Origin of the sequence: Burkholderia mayonis (assembly GCF_001523745.2) — a bacterium.
In the GTDB taxonomy this organism is placed as follows: Bacteria; Pseudomonadota; Gammaproteobacteria; order Burkholderiales; family Burkholderiaceae; genus Burkholderia; species Burkholderia mayonis.
On the sequence record NZ_CP013387.1, the window covers coordinates 1,844,598 to 1,866,393 of the forward strand.

Below are 21,796 nucleotides of genomic sequence, written 5' to 3' on the forward strand. Positions count from 1 at the left end.
CGCGACGAGTAGTAGCTCACTTTGACGTCGGCGAGACGCGCCCCCGGATACGCGAGGATGTAGCGATTGAACAGCGTTTCCAGCACGTCGAACGACACCATGATCTCGCCGTTGGCGATATACAGATCGAAATCGTCGAGTCTGTCGAAATCGACCACCGCGTGTGCACGCTTCGATTCGAGCCAGCCGTCGAGTTCCAGCACGTGAAATCCGAGATCCCCGCTCATTCCGCGCGCTCGCGCAGCCACAAAAAAAGCCCCGCCGACATTCCAACCGGCGGGGCCAACCCATGTCAGAGAAGTTCTCATGGAGGAGACGGAAGCGATCATATCGACCCGCCCACCGCATCCCAACCAAGCATTTCTGCTATCCAATTGCGCCGCGCGCGACGCCGTTCAACCGTCCGCCGGGCATATCGATAGAACGAAAAGTCGTTTCCCGGACGCCGATTGGATCGCTACCATGCAACTTTCCGCCTGCTGAAATCAGGCTCCGCATCCTCAAGGAGCGCACTTTGACCGCATTCGATCAACATCGCCGACCGTTCATCGTCGGCATCGGCGGCACGACCCGCGCGGCTTCGTCGACCGAGCGCGCGCTCGGCTTCGCGCTGCGCGGCGCGCAAGCCGCGGGCGCCCGCACGCGCTTGTTCGACGGCCCGTTCCTGCATACGCTGCCGCACTACGCACCCGAGCGGCGCGCGCTCACCGATGCGCAGCGCGAGCTGATCGACGCGGTGCGCGCGGCCGACGCGATCATCATCGCAACGCCCGGCTACCACGGCGGCGTGTCCGGCCTCGTGAAAAACGCGCTCGACACGCTCGAGGAGCTGCGCGCCGACGAGCGGCCCTATCTCGACGGACGCGCGGTCGGCTGCATCGTCACCGCATACGGCTGGCAAGCAGCGGGCACCGTGCTGACGTCGCTGCGCGCGATCGTCCACGCGCTGCGCGGCTGGCCGACACCGTTCGGCGCCGCGGTCAACACGCTCGAAACGCGCTTCGAAACGATCGACAGTTGTTCCGACACGAAGGTCGCGGCGCAACTCGAGACTGTCGGCGCGCAGGCCGCCGAGTTTGCGCTCGCGTTCGCGTCGCACCGCGCGGCGACTCGCGTCGCAAACGGCGGCGCGCCCGCATCGGTGCTGGAAGTCGCGGCAAGCTGAACGCACACGCGCGGCGCGCGCTTCGCTCCGATCGGCGCCCCGTCGCCCTGCCCGCGATCACCGAGATCATTCACTCGCGCTCCCCCATTTCAAGCCGCCCGATCGGCGAACGACGGCCGCCCTTCGCTCGACTGGCGCGTCTCTTCGTCGCAGCGCGCGGCCATCGCATCACCCGGCATCGACGGACGCCACGTCGATCGTTGACGCGTCCGGCGACGCGCAACGGCCCTCGCCGCCGCGCATATCGCCTCGACATGCGCGGTCATGACCATTCGCGTGCGCCGGATGATTTGCTTACGCATAAAGATTGGTTCACGCGCACGCGTCGATTGCTTACGCTGCACGCTCGTTCCATCTCTTCGCGATAGCCATGAACCATTCGATCCGCTACAAGGGCTACGAGGTCGCGCCCGCGGCGGCGCGCTTGCCGAACGGCCTGTTCGCCGCGAACCTCACGATCGAGAAGGCCGGCCCGGCGCCCGCCCACGCCTACTCGTTCGACGCAATCGATTTCTTTTTCGACGAAGAGCACGCGCTCGCGTATGCGTTCCGCTGGGGACGCATCTGGGTCGACGCTCACTGTTGAGCGCGCCGCCGGCATCGGCCGGCGCTTCCGTCGCCTCCGCCCCACGCCAGCGGCGCTTCCGGCATCGGCCGCCAAAATACGTGATTCATCGAGCTATGTGAAAATCGGCAGCTCCTGACATCACGACACCAATCAAGCCATGTCTGACACGCTGCGACGAGAGCAAGCGGCGGATCACGCTATGCGCAACTGGGTCCATGAGAGTCGCGGCCCAGTGCAAATCGGTTCCGACACGCACAAGCAGATGTTCTGCCGAATGCTGCTCGACACCCACAACCCATACAAGCCGGCCGTCATCGACTGGCCTCCCCTCGAATCCGAAGCGCTTCGGCGCCTGACGTCGCTGCCCATCTGGGACATCGCCGTGCAGACTGAAAGTCGCGCATCGATCCGCGTAGCAACGTTCGCATCGACGGTGCGCGACCCGCTGCTGCGCGAAGCGCTCGACATGGACGCCGCCGAGGAGGCGCGCCACAAGGTCGTGCTGTCGAAGCTCGTGGGCGCATACGGAATCCGGCTCGCGCCGGAGCCCGCCTATCCGGCGCCGAGCGACGCCGAATGGGCATGGATGGTCACGGGCTTCAGCGAATGCATCGACAGCTTCTTCGCGTTCGGTCTGTTCCGCTCCGCGCAGCGCTCCGGCTATTTTCCGGAGGAACTCGTCGAGACGTTCGAGCCGGTGATCCAGGAAGAAGGCCGCCACATCCTGTTCTTCGTGAACTGGTTCGCCTGGTACCGGCGCAACCTGCCGTGGTGGCGACGGCCGTGGTTCTTCGCGCGCGTCGCGGCGGTGTGGGCGTTCCTGATCTGGGAACGAATCGGCATCGCGCGCGGGATCGACACCGACGGCGTCGCGCGCGACGCGAACTTTCCGGCCAACACCGCGGCGACGGTCGGCGATGCGCTCGATCCGCGCGATCTGATCGAGCTTTGCCTTTCCGAGAACGATCGTCGAATGGCCGGCTACGACAAACGGCTGCTGCGACCGACGATCGTGCCGCGGCTCGCGCGGTTCGCGCTGCGCTTCATCAAGAAGTGACGGTCCGCCTCGGCGCAGGGCGTCGTCGCGGCTCGCCGCATCAAGACGGGCAAGCGCGCGACGATGCCAGCGGCGAACCGCCCGCCGCCGTCCGATGCAATGCGCCATCCCTTTACGACTGCTTCGAGATACACCGCGCGCATGCCGCAGCGCATGATCGAACTTCCGTATGAGCGCCCGTCGCACGCCGCAGTTGACGATGGTCGCAAAGCACTGCATTACGGCCGCCTGACGCCTAGCTAAAAAAGAGGCGCCCCCCAACCCTGGATCAGCAAAAAATACCTTTCGTGCCAGCCGCTCTGACTCTGCACGTCTGCGCCGTCGTGCAACGTCGGGCACATTTTCGTGCGCGTCTGGAAGGATTCGGCCGCATTCCCAGCGCGCGGATCGCCAATCCGTCAACCTGATAGACATTTGAAAGCGTATGACAAAGCGTTCCTGACCGGTAACGATTCCCTGCCATCCACCAGCAATGCGTAAATGTGCGAAAGAGATTTGGAAGTCTCTCCAAATTTGTTCCACATTTTGCACATGACGCGAGCAATTGATCGCGTGTCGCCTGATAAACCACCGGCGTCCGCCGGGCGCGGCACCGCACGATCCGGCGCATTGGCGAAGAGACATGCGCCATCGACTTTCCGGACACAAAGCCTGATTAAAACCAAATGCATTTCATCGAAATAAAAATTTTATTAATCAGTTAATCAATCGCAAAACAAACAAGCAGGATATCAATCGACAGATTCATTACAAACAGAAAGGCAAATATACGCGCAAACGTTTTCCGATGAATCAGCGTCTCTTTATGCTTGCCCGGGCAACTTCATCCAAGCCACCAATTCCGCCCTCCCCTTGCCACACGGCGCGCTACCAGCGCCGTCAAATTTTCACCCATTCATTCGTATTACGTTTCGAATTAACATAAATTAACCAACCTCATAACATCCTCATCAAACTCTTTTTAAACATTATGCATTCTTATTTTGCAATTCTTTTAAGTTAAAAAAACATCAATCAAATAGACTCCGCACACCAAATTTAAAAGCGCGAGCACGGACTCCCTGGTCAGACAAATAACTCTGCCGTGTTGCGCCAGTCCCCGGAGGCCTTTTTCGTATGAACCGCTCGTACCGCTCAATCTGGAATGAAGCCCTTGGCGCGTGGGTCGCCGCTTCGGAAATCTCGTCTGCCCGCGGCAAGCCGAACAAGTCGGCCGTCGCGAAAGCGGTCGTCGCCGCCGCACTGCTTACCGGCGGCAGCATCGACGTCGCGCAGGCGCAATACGCAGTGGGCGGATCGTCGACGTTCAGTTGCACCGGGGCAGTCTGCGCGACAGGCACCCAGTCGATCGCGATCGGCGGGGGCGCTGGCAGCACGACCACCGCATCGGGCTCGACCGCGATCGCGATCGGCGCGAATGCGACAGCGTCGGGCAACTACTCGCAGGCATTCGGCCAGGCGTCGACCGCGAGCGGCAGCAGCGCGATCGGCATCGGCTCGGGCTCGAAGGCGCTCAACACCGGCGCGACCGCGGTCGGCAACGACGCGACGGCGTCCGGCACGAGCGCCATCGCGATCGGCGGCGGCAACAGCAGCGGCACGGGTGGCTCGGCGGCACTCGGAAACAACTCGATTGCGATCGGCCGATTCGCGAACACGACGGCGGCGGCGACGGGCGGCATCGCGATGGGCACGAGCTCGACGGTTTCGACGATCAACGGCATCGCGATCGGTAACGGCGCGCTCGCGACCAACACGACGTCGAATCCGGCGCTCGCGATCGGCAATCTGGCGTCGGCCACGAACACCAATGCATCGGCGCTCGGCAACGGCGCGCTTGCGAGCGGCTCGGCAGCCTCGGCGCTCGGCACGCAGGCGGTCGCGACGGGCAGCAACTCGGTCGCGGCGGGCGCCGGCGCGACGGCGGCCGGCACCGGCTCGGTCGCGATCGGCAACAACAGCTCGGCTGCGTACGCGAACAGCGTCGCAATCGGCGCCGGCAGCGTGACCGGCACGGCTGCGCCCACCGGCACCGGCTACCTGACGGGCAGTGCGGCGCCGCTGTCCGAAGTGTCGGTCGGCAGCTCGACCGCCCTTCGCCGCATCACGAACGTCGCCGATGGCTCCGCACCGCAGGACGCAGTGACGGTCTCCCAGTTGAGCACTGGCATGAGCACGACGGCGAGCAGCATCGCGAGCCTGTCGACGTCGGCGTCGACAGGCGTCAACTCGTTGTCCACGGGCCTGTCCACGACCAACAGCACCGTTGCGTCGCTGTCGACCTCGACCTCGACGGGCCTGAGTTCAGCCAACAGCTCGATCGCCTCGCTCTCGACCTCGTCGTCCACCGGCATCAGCTCGTTGTCCACTGGCCTCTCGACGACCAACAGCAATCTCGCGTCGCTGTCCACGTCGACCTCGACCGGCATCGGTTCGCTGTCCACCGGCCTGTCGACGACCAACAGCAATCTCGCGTCGCTGTCGACCTCGACTTCGACCGGCATCGGTTCGTTGTCCACCGGCCTCTCGACCACCAACAGCAACGTCGCTTCGCTTTCCAGCGGCCTCAGCACTACCAACAGCTCGCTGACCTCGCTGTCGACCTCCACGTCGTCCGGCATCAGCACCGCGCAGAGCGGCGTCAACTCGTTGTCCACGGGCCTGTCCACGACCAACAGCACCGTCGCGTCGCTGTCGACCTCGACCTCGACGGGCCTGAGTTCAGCCAACAGCTCGATCGCCTCGCTCTCGACCTCGTCGTCCACCGGCATCAGCTCGTTGTCCACTGGCCTCTCGACGACCAACAGCTCGGTCGCTTCGCTTTCAACTTCGACGTCGACGGGCCTGAGCCTGGCGAATAGCTCGATCGCGTCGCTGTCCACATCGACCTCGACCGGCATCGGCTCGCTGTCCACCGGCCTGTCGACGACCAACAGCAATCTCGCGTCGCTGTCCACGTCGACCTCGACCGGCATCGGTTCGTTGTCCACCGGCCTCTCGACCACCAACAGCAACGTCGCTTCGCTTTCCAGCGGCCTCAGCACTACCAACAGCTCGCTGACCTCGCTGTCGACCTCCACGTCGTCCGGCATCGGCTCGCTGTCGACCAGCCTCTCGACCGTCACGACGACGACCAACAACCTCGGCAGCAGCACCGCCGCGGCGCTTGGCGGCGGCGCGACGTACAATCCGGCGACCGGCACGATCTCCGCTCCCTCGTACACGACGTACAACGCGAACGGCACGACGACGACCAACAACAGCGTCGGCGCCGCAATCGACAACATCAACGCGAACGGCATCAAATACTTTCACGCGAATTCGACGGGCCCCGACAGCATCGCGACCGGCACCGACGCCGTCGCAATCGGTATGGGCGCGACGGCCGCGACGGCGAACTCAGTCGCGCTCGGCGCGAATTCGGTCACGGCCGCGGCCAATCCCACCAGCAGCGCGACGGTCGGCTCGACCACGCTCGCCGCGTTCGCGGGCAGCGCGCCCGTGGGCGTCGTGAGCGTCGGCGCGTCGGGCGCTGAACGCCAGATCACGAACGTCGCCGCCGGCCAGGTCACGGCCACCAGCACCGATGCGATCAACGGCAGCCAGCTCTACTCGGTCGCGTCAAAGCTCGACTCGGCTTCGAGCTCGATCGCGTCGCTCTCGACTTCCTCGTCCACCGGCATCAGCTCGTTGTCCACTGGCTTGTCCACGACCGATAGCAATCTCGCGTCGCTCTCGACCTCCTCGTCCACCGGCATCGGTTCGTTGTCCACTGGCCTCTCGACCACCAACAGCAACGTCGCTTCGCTTTCCAGCGGCCTCAGCACCACCAACAGCTCGCTGATCTCGCTGTCGACCTCCACGTCGTCCGGCATCAGCACCGCGCAGAGCGGCGTCAACTCGTTGTCCACGGGCCTGTCCACGACCAACAGCACCGTTGCGTCGCTGTCCACGTCGACTTCGACCAGCTTGTCGTCGGCCAACAGCTCCATCGCTTCTCTGTCGACCTCGACTTCGACCGGCATCGGCTCGCTGTCTACCGGCCTCAGCACGACCGATAGCAATCTCGCTTCGCTTTCGACCTCCTCGTCCACCGGCATCGGTTCGTTGTCCACTGGCCTGAGCACGGCCAACAGCTCGCTGACCTCGCTGTCGACCTCCACGTCGTCCGGCATCAGCACCGCGCAGAGCGGCGTCAACTCGTTGTCCACGGGCCTGTCCACGACCAACAGCACCGTCGCGTCGCTGTCGACCTCGACGTCGACGAGCCTGAGCTCGGCCAACAGCTCGATCGCCTCGCTCTCGACCTCGTCGTCCACCGGCATCAGCTCGTTGTCCACTGGCCTCTCGACGACCAACAGCTCGGTCGCTTCGCTTTCGACTTCGACGTCGACGGGCCTGAGCCTGGCGAATAGCTCGATCGCGTCGCTGTCCACATCGACCTCGACCGGCATCGGTTCGTTGTCCACTGGCCTCTCGACCACCAACAGCTCGGTCGCCTCACTTTCAACCTCGACCTCCACGGGCCTGAGTTCAGCCAACAGCTCGATCGCCTCGCTCTCGACCTCGTCGTCCACCGGCATCAGCTCGTTGTCCACTGGCCTCTCGACGACCAACAGCTCGGTCGCTTCGCTTTCGACTTCGACGTCGACGGGCCTGAGCCTGGCGAATAGCTCGATCGCGTCGCTGTCCACATCGACCTCGACCGGCATCGGCTCGCTGTCCACCGGTCTCTCGTCCACCAACAGTTCGGTCGCCTCGCTGTCGACCTCGACGTCGACGAGCCTGAGCTCGGCCAACAGCTCGATTGCCTCGCTCTCGACGTCGACCTCGACCGGCATCGGCTCGCTGTCCACCGGCCTGTCGACGACCAACAGCAATCTCGCGTCGCTGTCCACGTCGACCTCGACCGGCATCGGCTCGCTGTCCACCGGCCTGTCGACGACCAACAGCAATCTCGCGTCGCTGTCCACGTCGACCTCGACCGGCATCGGCTCGTTGTCCACCGGCCTGTCGACGACCAACAGCAATCTCGCGTCGCTGTCCACATCGACCTCGACCGGCATCGGCTCGTTGTCGACGAGCATCAGCTCGATCACGTCGAACACGAATAATCTCGGCAACAGTACCGCGGCGGCGCTCGGCGGCGGCGCGACGTACGATCCGGCGACCGGCACGATCTCCGCGCCCTCGTACACGACATACAACGCCGACGGCACGACGACCAGCAACAACAACGTCGGCTCCGCGATCGACAACATCAACGCGAAGGGCACCAAGTACTTCCACGCGAACTCGACCGATCCGGACAGCCAGGCGACGGGCGCCAACAGCATCGCGATCGGCCCGAACGCGATCGCGAACATCGACGATTCGGTCGCGATCGGCAACGGCGCGACGACGGCGGCGGCCGTATCCGTCACGTCGGCGACCGTCGGCGGCCTGACGTTCGGCGGCTTCGCGGGCAGCGCCCCGGTTGGCGTGTTCAGCGTCGGCGCGCCGGGGGCGGAGCGCCAGGTCACGAACGTTGCCGCCGGCCGCATCTCCGCAGCCAGCACCGACGCCGTCAACGGCAGCCAGCTCTATGCGACCAACAGCAACGTCGCGTCGCTGTCGACCAGCCTGAACACGACGAACAGCAACGTCGCGTCGCTGTCCACGTCGACTTCGACCGCCGTCGGTTCGCTGTCCACCGGCCTGTCGACGACCAACAGCAATCTCGCGTCGCTGTCCACGTCGACCTCGACCGGCATCGGTTCGTTGTCCACCGGCCTGTCGACGACCAACACCACCGTCGCGTCGCTGTCGACGAGCGTGACCAACCTCAACACGCAGGTGTCGTCGCTGTCGACGACGCTCGTCAACAGCACGAACAACGTGATCCGCTCGTTGCCGGCGAGCACGGGCGTCGCCGCCGACATGAGCGCGCCGACCGCCGCCGCGCCGTCCGTCACGGCCGGCTCGAACTCGGTCGCAATCGGCGCGAACTCGAACGACGGCGGCCGCTCGAACGTCGTCTCGGTCGGCAGTTCGACGCAGCAGCGGCAGATCACGAACGTCGCCGCCGGCACGGAAGGCACCGACGCGGTCAACGTCAACCAGTTGAATGCGCTGTCCACTTCTATGTCACAATCGCTGACGGGTCAGCAATCCCAGATCAACACTCTGGGCACGCAGCTGAACCAGACTCAGCAAGCGCTGCAGCAGACCGACACGATGGCCCGTCAGGGCATCGCGGCCGCCACCGCGCTGACGATGCTGCCGCAGGTCGAACCCGGCAAGACGATCAACGTCGCCGTCGGCGTCGCCCGCTTCGCAGGTCAGTCGGGGATGGCGTTCGGCGCGAGCGCGCATGTGACAACCAACGGCATTCTCAAGCTGGGCATCGGCGTGTCGGGGCAGAACAAGACCTTCGGTGCAGGATATGGATATAGCTGGTGATCGATTCCGTCCGATCTTCGTCAACCGGGCCGCATGACGCGCCCGGCAAACGCCTCGCCGTCGGCATCTCGCTCTTCGCCCGCGACGGCCAGGCGATCTGGGAAAACGGCATTCATCAGAACATTGCGTTCCTGGCGATGATGCTCAAGCAGTCGGACCGGGTCGGCCCGGTCTACTTCCTGAACGGCGGCGACGCGAAAGCGTTGCCCGCCGGCCTCGATCTCGCCGGCCTCGACGTGCCGCTCGTGCAGCCGCGCGACGTGTCGCACGCGCTCGACGTCGTGATCGAGATGGGCGCGCAGCTGCCCGTCGACTGGCTCAAGTACATGAAGGCGCTCGGCAAGAAGCTCGTCGCCTGCTTCGTCGGCCACACGTACAGCGGGCTCTGCGAGACGCCGATGTTCAATCGGCCGTCGGGCCACATCTTCAACGGCGGGCCGTTCGACGAAGTATGGATCTTGCCGAAATCCGAGAAGATCGACGCGCCGCTCTTGCGCACGCTCACGCGTGCGCCGGTGCACGTCGTCCCGCACATCTGGTCGCCGTACTTCATCGAGCGCCGCGCGCGCCAGCTCGACGCCGAGGGACTGCGCTTCGGCTACGAGCCGGGCCGCGCGAAGTGGCGGCTGTCGATCCTCGAGCCGAACATCTCGGTCGTGAAGACCTGCCACTACCCGATGCTCGCCGCCGACGAATTCCACCGCGCGCAGCCCGATGCGGTCGAGCATCTGTTCGTCGTCAACTCGCTGCACATGAAGGAACATCCGACATTCGTCCATTTCGCGAACAGTCTCGATCTCGTCCGCCAGCACAAGGCGACCTTCGAGCCGCGCATCGATCTGCCGTCGTTCCTCGCGCAGCACGGCGACGCGGTGATCTCGCACCAGTGGGAAAACGCGCAGAACTATCTGTACTACGACGTGCTGTACGGCGGCTATCCGCTCGTGCACAATTCGCCGCTCCTCGGCGACGCAGGCTACCGCTACCCGGAATTCGATTCCGCGGCGGGCGGCCGCGCGCTGCTGCACGCATGGCGGCATCACGATACGCATCTCGACGACTACCGCCGTAAAGCCGATGCGCTCCTGCACGGCGTGTCGATCGACAACCGCGACAACCTCGACGCGTACGTCGCGCGTCTGGCCGCCTGAGCCTTTTCCCCGGAGAGAATGCATGTCCGAAACCACCGCCCGTGACGTGCCGAACGGCGGCAGGCGTCTCGTCGTCGGCGTGTCGCTGTTCGTACGCGGCGCCGGCCAGTCGCTGTGGGAGAACGGCATCTTCCAGAACTGCCTGCTGCTCGTGCTGCTGCTGCGCCAGTCGCCGCTCGTCGCCGAAGCGGTGATGATCAACGGCGGCGCGAACGACGCCGATCCGCAGTTGATGCTCGGCGAATGGAACGTGCCGCTCCTCTCGATGGACGACGCGATGACGCGCTGCGACGTGGTGATCGAGATGAGCGCGCAGTTCAACGCCGGCTGGATCGCCGCGTATCAGCAGCGCGGCGGCAAGGTCGTGACGATGCGCGTCGGCAACGACTACGTGATCGACATCGAGCGCGCGATCTTCGACAAGCCGTCCGGCTTCCAATTTTCGGGCGCGCGCTACGACGGCGTCTGGACGATTCCCGAATTCGAGCACTCGTGCGGACACTACCTCGAATCGGGGCTGCGCAGCCCGGTGACGATCGTGCCGCACATCTGGCATCCGCTGTTGTTCGACAAGGCGCGCGCGACGCTCGGCCCGGGTCTCGAATTCGGCTACAAGCCGGGCAAGCCGCGCTGGCGCGTCGCGATGTTCGAGCCGAACATCTGCATGGTGAAGACGAGCATCGTGCCGATGCTCGTCGCCGAAGAGGCGTATCGCGCCGAGCCGGGCTTCGTCGAATTCGTGCGCGTGTGCAACACGATGCACATGAAGGAGCACACGACGTTCGTCCACTTCGCGCGCAGCCTCGACATCGTCAACCACGGGCTGACGACGTTCGAAGGGCGTTTCGCGGTCTACGAATTCATGGCGGCGCACGGCGACGTGGTCGTGTCGCATACGTGGGAGAACGCGCAGAACTATCTGTACTACGAGTTGCTGTACGGCGACTATCCGCTCGTCCACAACTCGCCGTACGTCGGCAAGGCCGGCTATTTCTATTCGGCTTTCGATTGCCAGGAAGGCGGCCGGCAGTTGCTGAAGGCGTTCCGCGAGCACGACGCGAACCTCGATGCGTATCGCGAGCAGTCGCGGCAGCTTCTGGATTCGGTCAGCATCTATAACCCGGATAACGTCGCCGCGTATACGGACGCGATCGCCGCGCTGTATCGGTAAGCCGGCAGCGCGCCTCAAGTTTCCGCTCGTCTCCCCGAACGTCGCTTGAACAAGCGCGTAGCGTCAATGCGTGGTCGGGCAACAATAGGCCGCGCCGAAAAAAGATCCGGCGTGAACCACCGTGATCGATGCGCCCGACGCGAAGACCAAGGCGAAGGCGAAGACGCCGCGATCCCGGCCGCGCCCGCACCTGCCGCCGCTCGCGCGACGTTCAGCGCCCGCAGTCATTGACGAGATTCGCGAGCAGCGTGTCGTATTCGGCGACGAGCGCCGGGTTCTTCGACGTATAGCGGCGCAACAGGCTGCGCTGCCGCGCCGCGTAGCCCTCCCAGTCGTCGTCGTGCTCGCGCAGCACGCGCATCAGCGTTTCCGTTCCCGCCTGCACGTCGTTGTCCGGATAGTAGTAGCCGATGTCCGGCACGAGGTGTGCGTTGTGGACGAGCGGGTAGCCCTGCCAGCAGACGTCGAAGTAGAAATAGTTGAGCGGGTTCTCCCACTGGTGCGACACGACGACGTCCGTGTATTCGGCGAGGAACGCCGGCGTGTCGAAGCGGCCGACGAAGCTCGCCTTGCTCGCGCGGACGACCTCCAGATAGTTCATCAGCATCACGAATTCCGGACTGTCGTGCGCGAGACGCTCGGCGTTCGTCACGTGCGTGAACGCGATCGCGTCCGGATCGCGCCGATACGCTTCGTCGATGATCAGCATCGGATACACGCAGAACTTGACGACGTCGTGGTTCGGCTCCATCACGGTGAGCCGCTTCGCCCGCTTGCCGCTCGGCCGATACTCGCCGTGCTCGTGCATCAGCCGTGTACGCTCGGTCAGGAACATCGGGTCCCAGACGAACGGCACGACGCGTCCCGGGCAGCGACGCAACGACTGCATGAACGGCAGCGACGACGGCGCGATCTGCGGAATCGCCCAGATCTCGTCGTAGCCGCGATTGATGAAAAGCGTATCCCACATCCGGCGGCCGAACAGGATCGACTGCGTCACGTGGATGTACTCGAAGCCGCAGCAGTAGCTGACGAGCTTCACGCCGCGCGCCTTCAGGTATGCAGTCTGCTCGCCGTCGATCTGGCCGCCGAGCTCGATCAGCACGTCGAGCGAATCCTTCATCTCGGTGAACGAGCGCGTATCGAAGATCCGGCAGTCCCACGGCAGCGCATCGGTGATCGGCACGTCGGTCGTATTGACGATCGTCACGCGGTAGCCGCGCGACGATTTCATCAGCAGCTTCGCGAGAAACAGCGCGTTCTGCTTGATGCCGTTGATCCAAAGGCTCTCGTTCGGCTCGCGCAGGCCGATCGTGATACCGATGCGCAAGCCGTTCAAATCGACAGGGGAGGTCATCACATGCTGGAGGGAAGGGAAGTTCGCAGTGTAGCGCACCGCCCGTTGCGTATTCCGCGCTACCGCCCGCACCACTATACGAGTCTAGCGGACATCATATGACCGGACTGTCAGATATCGTCAACGTACGCACCGCCGCGTCAACCTTGCCCCATGACGAGTAGCTGCGCGCCGTCCGCAACCTGGTCGCCCACCGCGTACAGCACCTCGCTGACGACGCCTGCGGCCGGCGCGCCGATCGTGTGCTCCATCTTCATCGCCTCCATCACGATGAGCGGATCGCCCTGCTCGACCTTCTGCCCCGGCTCGACGAGCACCGCGATCACCTTGCCCGGCATCGGCGCGGTGAGCCGGCCTTCTCCTTCCGTCGAATCGGCCGCGTGCGCGAGCAGGTTGCGCCATTCGAACGCGCGTGCGACGCCCTGGCAGAACACGTGGAACGTGTCGCCGTCGACATGAACGCGCCCGCTCGCCCGCACGCCGCCCAGCGTCACGTCGAAATCGAGCGGGCCCGCGCCGCGCGTCCACGCGAATGGCTTCGCGACGCCGCCGACCTCGAGCGACTCGATCCCGCCCTTGTCCACGTAGTGCGATTCGAGTGTCGCATCGTCATCGAGCGTGCGCCATTCGATCGTCCGGCGGTAGCCGGCGTTCAGCCGCCAGTTCGGCAGCGCGCCCCACGGCGACGCCGCGCCGCCCGCCCCTGCCCCCGCCCGTTCGCGCTCGCGTGCGAAAAGCGCCGCGCACGCGAAACCGAGCGCCGCCGCGGGCGCCGGCTGCGGCGCAAATAGCGCATCGCGGTGGCGCTCGATCAGGCCGGTGTCGAGATCCGCGTCGGCGAACGGCCGGCTGGCGACGATCCGCTGCAGGAACGCCGCATTCGTATGCAGGCCGACGACCTCGCATTCGCGCAGCGCGCGAGAGAGCGTCGCGAGCGCCTGCGCGCGCGTGTCGCCATGGACGATCAGCTTCGCGATCATCGGATCGTAGAACGGCGTGATCGCATCGCCTTCGCGCACGCCGCTGTCGATCCGCACGGCCGCGCCGACGGCGAACTCGACGCCCGCCGGCAATCGCAGATGTTTCAGACGCCCGGTAGACGGCAGGAAGCCGCGCGCCGGATTCTCCGCGTACAGGCGCGCCTCGATCGCGTGCCCGCGAACCCGCAAGTCCGGCTGCCCGAGCGGCAGCGGCTCGCCCGCCGCGACGCGCAGTTGCCATTCGACGAGATCGAGCCCCGTGACCATCTCCGTCACCGGATGTTCGACCTGCAACCGCGTGTTCATCTCCATGAAGTAGAACGTGTCGCCCGTCATGATGAATTCGACGGTGCCCGCGCCGACGTAGCGGACCGCGCGCGCGGCCGCGACGGCCGCCTCGCCCATCGCCTGCCGGACCTCGTCCGCGAGCCCCGGCGCGGGCGCTTCCTCCAGCACCTTCTGGTGGCGGCGCTGCACCGAGCAGTCGCGGTCGAACAGGAAAACCGCGTTGCCGTGCCGGTCGCCGAATACCTGCACTTCGACGTGGCGCGGGCGCTGCAGGTATTTCTCGATCAGCACGCGGTCGTTGCCGAAGCTCGCGGCGGCCTCGCGCTGGCACGAAGCGAGCGCCGCCGCGAAATCGGCCGCGCGCTCGACGACCCGCATCCCCTTGCCGCCGCCGCCCGCGCTCGCTTTCAGCAGCACCGGATAGCCAATGCGATCGGCTTCGCGCTGCAGCAGCGCGAGATCCTGGTCGTCGCCGTGATAACCGGGCACGAGCGGCACCGCGGCCGCATGCATCAGCGCCTTCGCGGCGGCCTTCGAGCCCATCGCGGCGATCGCCTCGACGGGCGGCCCGACGAACACGATACCCGCCTCCTCGCACGCGCGTGCGAAATCCTCGTTCTCCGACAGGAAGCCGTAGCCCGGATGGATCGCTTGCGCGCCCGTCGCGCGCGCGGCGTCGATGATGCGCTCGATCCGCAGATAACTGTCGGCGGCCGCCGCGCCGCCGATGTGCACGGCCTCGTCGCACGCGGCGACGTGCTTCGCATGCGCGTCGGCGTCCGAATAGACCGCGACGCTCGCGATGCCGAGGCGTTTGCAGGTCGCGGCGACCCGGCAGGCGATTTCGCCGCGATTGGCGATCAGGATCTTGTCGAACATGGTGGGTCGGGAAACGGGGATGTCGGTAACGAATTCGGTCAGTGCACGAGCCGCGCAGCGGCGCCCGGCACGGCCGCCGTGACGCCGTGACGCCGCGACGCGCCCGGCGGCTCATGCCGCGTCACGCGCGCCACGCCGGCGGGCGCTTCTCGAGGAACGACGCGACGCCTTCGCGCGCCTCGGCGCCGGCGCGCGTCCGTGCGATCCAGCCGGCGGTCTGTTCGATCAGCGCGGCGTCGAGCGTGCGGCCCGCGACGTCGCGCACGAGCGCCTTGCACGCGCGCACGGCCTGCGGGCCGTTCGCGCACAAGGTCTCGGCGAGCCTGGAAACGGTCGCGTCGAGCGCATCGGCAGGCACGCACTCGTGGACGAAGCCGAGCTGCGCGGCCTTCGCGCAGTCGAACACTTCGGCCGTCGCGAAATAGCGGCGCGCGGCGCGCTCGCCCATCGCGCGCACGACGTATGGCGCGATCGTCGCGGGAATCAGCCCGAGACGCGCTTCCGACAGGCAGAATTTCACGTCCTCGGCCGCGACCGCGATGTCGCACGCGGCGACGAGCCCGACGCCGCCCGCGTACGCGTCGCCGTGCACGCGCGCGATCACGGGCTTCGCGCAGCGGTGGATCGCCTCGAGCATCCGCGCGAGCCGGCGCGCGTCGGCGCGGTTCTCGTCGTCCGAGAAGCCCGCCATCTTTTTCATCCAGTTCAGGTCCGCGCCCGCGCAGAACGCCGGGCCGCGCGCGGCGAGCACGACCGCGCGCAGCGCCGGATTCGCGTCGATGCGGTCGAACGCGGTCGTCAGCTCGGCGATCATCGTCTCGTTGAACGCATTGCGCACGTCGGGACGCGCGAGCATGACGGTCGCGACGCGGCCGTCGTCGGTCACTTCGATCGTTTCATGGCGCATCGTCGGCTCCTCAGCTCCGTCACATCCGGAACACGCCGAACCGCGTGTCCTCGATCGGCGCGTTCATCGCGGCGGCAAGGCCCAAGCCGAGCACGTCGCGCGTCTGCGCGGGGTCGATCACGCCGTCGTCCCACAGGCGCGCGCTCGCGTAGTACGGATGGCCCTGGCGCTCGTACTGGTCGCGGATCGGCTGCTTGAACGCCTCTTCGTCTTGCGCCGACCACTCGCCGCCCTTCGCCTCGATCCCATCGCGGCGCACGGTCGCGAGCACCGAGGCCGCCTGCTCGCCGCCCATCACCGAGATGCGCGCGTTCGGCCACATCCACAGGAAGCGCGGGCCGAACGCGCGCCCGCACATCCCGTAGTTGCCCGCGCCGAACGAGCCGCCGATGATCACCGTGAACTTCGGCACCTTCGCGGTCGACACGGCCGTCACCATCTTCGCGCCGTGACGCGCGATGCCTTCGTTCTCGTACTTGCGGCCGACCATGAAGCCGGTGATGTTCTGCAGGAACACGAGCGGGATCTTGCGCTGGCAGCACAGCTCGATGAAATGCGCGCCCTTCGTCGCCGATTCGGAGAACAGAATGCCGTTGTTCGCGACGATGCCGACCGGGTGTCCCCAGATGTGCGCGAAGCCCGTGACGAGCGTCGTGCCGTAGCGCGCCTTGAATTCGTCGAATGCGGAATCGTCGACGATCCGCGCGATCACCTCGCGCACGTCGAACGGCTTCCTCGTATCGACGGGAATCACGCCGTACAGGCTTTTCGCGTCATGGCGCGGCGGCAGCGGCTCGCGAAGCGCGAGCGGCGCCGCGCCGCGCGCGCCGAGATGGCCGACGATCGTGCGCGCGATCGACAACGCATGCGCGTCGTTCTGCGCGAGGTGATCGGCCACGCCGGACAGGCGCGTGTGCACGTCGCCGCCGCCGAGATCCTCGGCGCTCACTTCCTCGCCGGTGGCCGCCTTCACGAGCGGCGGCCCGCCGAGAAAGATCGTCCCCTGGTTCTTGACGATGATCGATTCGTCGCTCATCGCGGGCACGTACGCGCCGCCCGCGGTGCACGAGCCCATCACGACCGCGATCTGCTCGATGCCCGCCGCCGACAGGTTCGCCTGATTGAAGAAGATTCGGCCGAAATGATCGCGGTCAGGAAACACGTCGTCCTGATTCGGCAGGTTCGCGCCGCCCGAATCGACGAGGTACACGCACGGCAACCGGTTCTCGGCCGCGATCTCCTGCGCGCGCACGTGCTTCTTCACGGTCATCGGATAGTAGGTGCCGCCCTTGACGGTCGCGTCGTTGCAGACGATCACGCACTCGCGGCCCGCGATCCGGCCGATGCCGGTGATGATGCCCGCGCCCGGCGCGTCGTCGTTGTACATCCCGTACGCGGCGAGCTGCGACAGCTCGAGGAACGGCGCGCCCGGATCGAGCAGTTGCGCGATCCGGTCGCGCGGCAGCAGCTTGCCGCGCGACAGATGCTTGTCGCGCGCGGCCTGCCCGCCGCCGAGCGCCAGCCGGTCGACCTTGTCGCGCAGATCGGCGACGAGCGCCTCGAGCGTCGCGGCGTTCGCGCGAAATTCGTCGGAACGCGGGTTCAGCTTGGATTCGATGATCGGCATCGCGTGTGCTCCGCGCGCGGGGTCAGGCCGTTTCCGCGAACAGCTCGCGGCCGATCAGCATCCGGCGGATCTCGCTCGTGCCGGCGCCGATCTCGTAGAGCTTCGCGTCGCGCCACAGGCGCCCGACCGGATATTCGTTGATGTAGCCGTTGCCGCCGAGGATCTGGATCGCCTCGCCCGCCATCCACGTCGCTTTTTCCGCGGTGTAGAGAATCACGCCCGCGCAGTCCTTGCGCACCTGGCGAACGTGCGCGCCGCCGGCCGGGGCCATGCCGCCCGCGTCGAGATGGCGGCCGACCGCGTACAGATACGCGCGGCACGCCTGGAACGTCGTGTACATGTCGGCGATCTTGCCCTGGATCAGCTGGAATTCGCCGATCGGCTGACCGAACTGCTTGCGGTCGTGGACGTACGGGATGACGGCGTCGAGGCAGGCGGCCATGATGCCCGTCGGGCCGCCCGCGAGCACCGCGCGCTCGTAGTCGAGCCCGCTCATCAGCACTTTCACGCCGCCGTTCAGCTCGCCGAGGATGTTCTCTTCCGGCACCTCGACATCCTCGAACACGAGCTCGCCCGTGTGCGAGCCGCGCATCCCGAGCTTGTCGAGCTTCTGCGCGACCGAGAAGCCCTTCATCCCCTTCTCGACGATGAACGCGGTGATGCCGCGCGCGCCGGCGTCGGGCTCGGTCTTCGCGTAGACGACGAGCGTGTCGCAGTCCGGGCCGTTCGTGATCCACATCTTCGTGCCGTTCAGCACGTAGCGGTCGCCGCGCTTGTCCGCGCGCAGCTTCATGCTGACGACGTCCGAGCCCGCGTTCGGCTCGCTCATCGCGAGCGCGCCGACGTGCTCGCCGGAGATCAGCTTCGGCAGGTACTTGCGCTTCTGCGCTTCGGTGCCGTTGCGGTGGATCTGGTTCACGCACAGGTTCGAGTGCGCGCCGTACGACAGCCCGACCGACGCCGACGCGCGCGAAATCTCCTCCATCGCGACCATGTGCGCGGTGTAGCCGAGACCCGCGCCGCCGTATTCCTCGGCGACCGTCATTCCGAGCACGCCCAGCTCGCCGAACTTGCGCCACAGGTCCATCGGGAACTGGTCGGTGCGGTCGATCTCGGCCGCGCGCGGCGCGATTTCCTTCGCGGCGAAATGGGCGATCGAATCGCGCAGCATCTCGATGTCTTCACCGAGCATGAAGTTCACGCCGGGCAGGTTGCTCATGTCTCCTCCGTCTCCAGGAAGTCCTTGGACGCGCCGATTATTGAGTCCAGCTCAAATCGACGATTCCATCGGTTCATTGCCATATGTTGCGGAAATTTTCGCTAGTTTCGCGCTTGACCCGCACGATCGTCAATAGTTTTTTGAGCAACACTCAGCTATGATCGGAAGCATCGCGACGACACCCGATTCCGCAGGAAACCCCGTATGACCGCCACTCAGAAAACCGACCGCGCGGACGCGCCGCGCGCGCCCGCCGGACGCAAATCGCAGCAGCGTGTGCAGGACATCCTGCGCGCCGGACGCGAAATCTTCGCGGAGAAAGGCTACGAGCATGCGACCGCGGCAGAGATCGCGCAGCGAGTCGGCGTGTCGGAGGCGACCGTGTTCAGCTACTTTCGCGGCAAGCGGGAGCTGTGCGCACGCGTGATCGCCGATTGGTACGACGAAATCATCGACGCGTTCGAGACCGGGATGCCGCGCGACGCGTCGGTGCGCCAGCAATTCGCATTCATCGTCCGCACGCACCTGCGGCTGATGCTCGTGAACGGCACCGGTCTGTGCGCGCTGGTGCTGTCCGAAGGGCGCGCGAAGCAGCACGCGCTCGCCGACGAACTGACCGCCTTGCAGCGCCGCTACACGGCGCCGCTGATGGACGTGCTCGCGCGCGGACAGGCGGCGGGACAGGTGCGCGCCGACATGCCGCTCAGCCTGTTGCGCTCGATGGTGTTCGGACCGATGGAGCACGTGCTGTGGGATGCGATCCTCGGGCATCGCAAGCTCGATACCGAAACGACGGCCGGGCAATTGATCGATCTGCTGTGGGCGGGATTGCAGCCGCCCGCGCCGGAAAACGCCGCACTCGTGCGCTTCCGGAGCGACGTCGCGGACGCGGTGAGGCGGCTCGACGAAGCGTGCGCGCAGGCGGAGCGCGGAGTAGCGGCGTGCCGCAAGGCGGAAAAGCCGGCGTAGCGGCGACGCGCGCCGGCGAGCACCCGCGCGGCCCCAGTCCGGCACGCTAGCGGGCAGCGGACTCCGGCAACTTCGCGATCACCTTGATCTCGAACTGAAAGCCGTAGAGCCACGTCACGCCGATACCGGTCAGCGTCGGGTGCGGCGCATCCCCCCAGTAGTCGGCGGCGACCTTCCAGATCGCGTCGAAGCGTTCAGCGGGATCGACGACGAAGATCGTCACGTCGACGACATCGTCGAACGTGCAGCCGGCAGCCGAGAGAATCGCGTTCAGATTGCCGAACGCGAGCCTGACCTGCGCGTCCAGATCCGGCTCCGGGGAACCGTCGGGCAGGCTGCCGACCTGCCCCGACACGAAAAGAAAACCGTTGGAACGAACGGCCGGGGAATAGCGGTTTCGCTCGTACAGCGCCTGACGCTCGGGCGGAAATACGACATCACGTGCGGACATCAATCTCTTCCTTGAATGTGAATGGATCGGTTGCGAACGGCTCGACCGTCGCGATCGGCAAGCCGACGCTCGACACGCGGGCGATGCATGACTGCGGGACGACATCGCCTCGCGCTGAACGAGGCGGCGCGCCGGATCGTTGCGGCCGATATCGCATCGGCGCCGTCGGTCGACCGCGCATCGCGATGGAAAGACTGTAAGGGGTTCGTCACGTCCGGATAAACAGGCAAGACGTACAATCACTGTTTGCCGTCGCCAAACAAACTCTGAAACGCTGGACGCAGGGAGCCAAAGTGGATCGCTTCGATGCTTTGCAGGCCTTCACCCGCGTGGTCGAGGCCGGGAGCTTCACCAAGGCCGCACAGACGCTCCACATCAGCAAGACCACCGTGACTCAGTTGATCCAGCAACTGGAGGCGCGGCTGCGTGTCAAATTGCCGAATCGCACCACACGTCAGGTCAAGCTCACAGCCGACGGCGCCGCGTATTACGAGCGCATCGCGCAGCTGCTCGCCGACCTGGAGGATGCCGACGCCAGCCTGTCGAGCGCGTCGGCGTCGCCGAAGGGGCGTCTTCGCGTGGACGTTCCCAGCCCGTTCGCCCTCATGATTCTCGTCCCCGCGTTGCCGGCATTTCATGCGCGCTATCCGGACATACAGCTCGACATCGGCGTCAGCGACCGAATGGTGGACCTGATCGGCGATAACGTCGATTGCGTGCTGCGCGGCGGCGACCTTCCCGACTCTTCGCTGATCGCCCGTCGCATCGGCGAGCTGCGGCTCGGCGTTTACGCGGCGCCGCATTATCTGGACGCAGCCGGCACGCCGTCCCATCCTCGCGAACTGAACGGCACGCATCATCGAATCGTGGGCTTCCTGAGCCCACGCAGCGGCAGAGTCGCTTCGGTCGCGCTTCGGTCGCGCTGCGGCGCGATGGCGAGCGTGGCGAGAGCATCCGGATCGAAAGCCGCTATGCGGTCGCCATCGATGACGGAAACGCGTACCTCGCGGCAGGGCTCGCGGGCCTCGGCGTTCTCTGGCTGCCGCACTACATGGCGGAAGCGCCCGCCGCGCGACGCGAGCTGGTGCCGCTATTCGACGATTGGAAACTCGAGCCCATGCCGATGTATCTGGCGTATCCGCCCAATCGGCACCTCGGCATGAAGCTGAGGGTGTTCATCGCATGGGTGGAAGAGCTGATGGCGCGACATGCGCCGATTTCCGCCGCACGAGATCGGCGACATGGTGCGGCCGGCGCGCGCGATCCGCGTCGCCGAGACGCATAGAACCGCATCGGCCGATTGGAACGCCGCGTCCGCGGCGCCCCCGTTGGCGGCGCGGTTCGTGCGCGCATGGAAATCGCGAGACGCATCGCTCGAGCGCCGGCCGCGACATGATCGACGCGCGAAGATCGGCGGATGAAGACGCGTGCCCCGCACGCCCGCGGTCTCGTGGGCCGGCGGCACGCGCTCAAGAATGATCCGCCTGCCGCCGGCACGGATCGCCTCGACAGCCGACGGATCGCTCGCCCCTTCTCCCGCTAGCGTTTTGTTGAAGCCGCACAGCG

The 21,796-nt window shown here is 66.0% G+C and carries 13 protein-coding genes and 1 pseudogene; 8 read left to right on the forward strand and 6 right to left on the reverse strand.

Going from position 1 to position 21,796, the window contains the following annotated elements; genetic code table 11:
• Window positions 1-514: 514 nt before the first annotated feature.
• The 6 genes from WS70_RS26885 (at window position 515) to WS70_RS26915 (ending at window position 11,553) form a co-directional block, all read left to right on the forward strand.
• Window positions 515-1,165, forward strand: coding sequence for an NADPH-dependent FMN reductase (locus WS70_RS26885; RefSeq protein ID WP_059471304.1), 651 nt, complete (start codon window positions 515-517; stop codon window positions 1,163-1,165).
• 370 nt (window positions 1,166-1,535) lie between these two features.
• Window positions 1,536-1,751, forward strand: coding sequence for a hypothetical protein (locus WS70_RS26895; protein WP_059471346.1), 216 nt, complete (start codon window positions 1,536-1,538; stop codon window positions 1,749-1,751).
• Window positions 1,752-1,890: 139 nt separating this feature from the next.
• Complete coding sequence (locus WS70_RS26900; protein ID WP_059471302.1) at window positions 1,891-2,790, forward strand: hypothetical protein; 900 nt, start codon at window positions 1,891-1,893, stop codon at window positions 2,788-2,790.
• Window positions 2,791-3,906: 1,116 nt separating this feature from the next.
• Window positions 3,907-9,231 carry a YadA-like family protein gene (locus WS70_RS26905; RefSeq protein WP_108034130.1) on the forward strand — a complete coding sequence of 1,775 codons (5,325 nt, stop codon included), beginning with the start codon at window positions 3,907-3,909 and terminating at the stop codon, window positions 9,229-9,231.
• The gene (locus WS70_RS26910) at window positions 9,228-10,382 is read left to right on the forward strand and encodes a DUF2827 domain-containing protein (RefSeq protein ID WP_059469964.1); all 1,155 of its coding nucleotides are present in this window, start codon (window positions 9,228-9,230) and stop codon (window positions 10,380-10,382) included. The genes WS70_RS26905 and WS70_RS26910 overlap by 4 nt, the downstream gene beginning before the upstream one ends.
• Before the next feature lie 22 nt (window positions 10,383-10,404).
• Window positions 10,405-11,553 (forward strand): DUF2827 domain-containing protein, encoded by a 1,149-nt coding sequence (locus WS70_RS26915; protein WP_059597401.1) that lies wholly within the window; start codon window positions 10,405-10,407, stop codon window positions 11,551-11,553.
• Between the two features lie 211 nt (window positions 11,554-11,764).
• Here the strand turns inward: WS70_RS26915 and WS70_RS26920 are convergent, their stop codons facing one another.
• The 5 genes from WS70_RS26920 to WS70_RS26940 form a co-directional block, all read right to left on the reverse strand.
• On the reverse strand, window positions 11,765-12,910 hold the full coding sequence (locus WS70_RS26920) for a DUF2827 domain-containing protein (protein WP_059469962.1): 1,146 nt from the start codon (window positions 12,908-12,910) through the stop codon (window positions 11,765-11,767).
• A 140-nt stretch (window positions 12,911-13,050) separates the two neighbouring features.
• The gene (locus WS70_RS26925; protein ID WP_059469961.1) at window positions 13,051-15,057 is read right to left on the reverse strand and encodes an acetyl-CoA carboxylase biotin carboxylase subunit; all 2,007 of its coding nucleotides are present in this window, start codon (window positions 15,055-15,057) and stop codon (window positions 13,051-13,053) included.
• Between the two features lie 121 nt (window positions 15,058-15,178).
• Window positions 15,179-15,964: an enoyl-CoA hydratase/isomerase family protein gene (locus tag WS70_RS26930; RefSeq protein ID WP_059469960.1), complete on the reverse strand. Its 786-nt coding sequence runs from the start codon at window positions 15,962-15,964 to the stop codon at window positions 15,179-15,181.
• A 19-nt stretch (window positions 15,965-15,983) separates the two neighbouring features.
• Window positions 15,984-17,591, reverse strand: a complete 1,608-nt coding sequence (locus tag WS70_RS26935; protein WP_059469959.1) for a carboxyl transferase domain-containing protein — start codon at window positions 17,589-17,591, stop codon at window positions 15,984-15,986.
• A 22-nt stretch (window positions 17,592-17,613) separates the two neighbouring features.
• On the reverse strand, window positions 17,614-18,810 hold the full coding sequence (locus tag WS70_RS26940) for an isovaleryl-CoA dehydrogenase (RefSeq protein WP_059597402.1): 1,197 nt from the start codon (window positions 18,808-18,810) through the stop codon (window positions 17,614-17,616).
• 204 nt (window positions 18,811-19,014) lie between these two features.
• On the opposite strand from WS70_RS26940, the gene WS70_RS26945 reads away from it, so the two are divergent.
• Window positions 19,015-19,779 carry a TetR/AcrR family transcriptional regulator gene (locus WS70_RS26945; protein ID WP_059597403.1) on the forward strand — a complete coding sequence of 255 codons (765 nt, stop codon included), beginning with the start codon at window positions 19,015-19,017 and terminating at the stop codon, window positions 19,777-19,779.
• A 46-nt stretch (window positions 19,780-19,825) separates the two neighbouring features.
• Here WS70_RS26945 and WS70_RS26950 read toward each other — a convergent pair whose 3' ends face one another.
• On the reverse strand, window positions 19,826-20,230 hold the full coding sequence (locus tag WS70_RS26950; protein WP_059469956.1) for a RidA family protein: 405 nt from the start codon (window positions 20,228-20,230) through the stop codon (window positions 19,826-19,828).
• A 293-nt stretch (window positions 20,231-20,523) separates the two neighbouring features.
• On the opposite strand from WS70_RS26950, the pseudogene WS70_RS26955 reads away from it, so the two are divergent.
• Window positions 20,524-21,515 (forward strand): annotated as a pseudogene (locus WS70_RS26955) (LysR family transcriptional regulator).
• The last annotated feature ends 281 nt before the right edge of the window (window positions 21,516-21,796 follow it).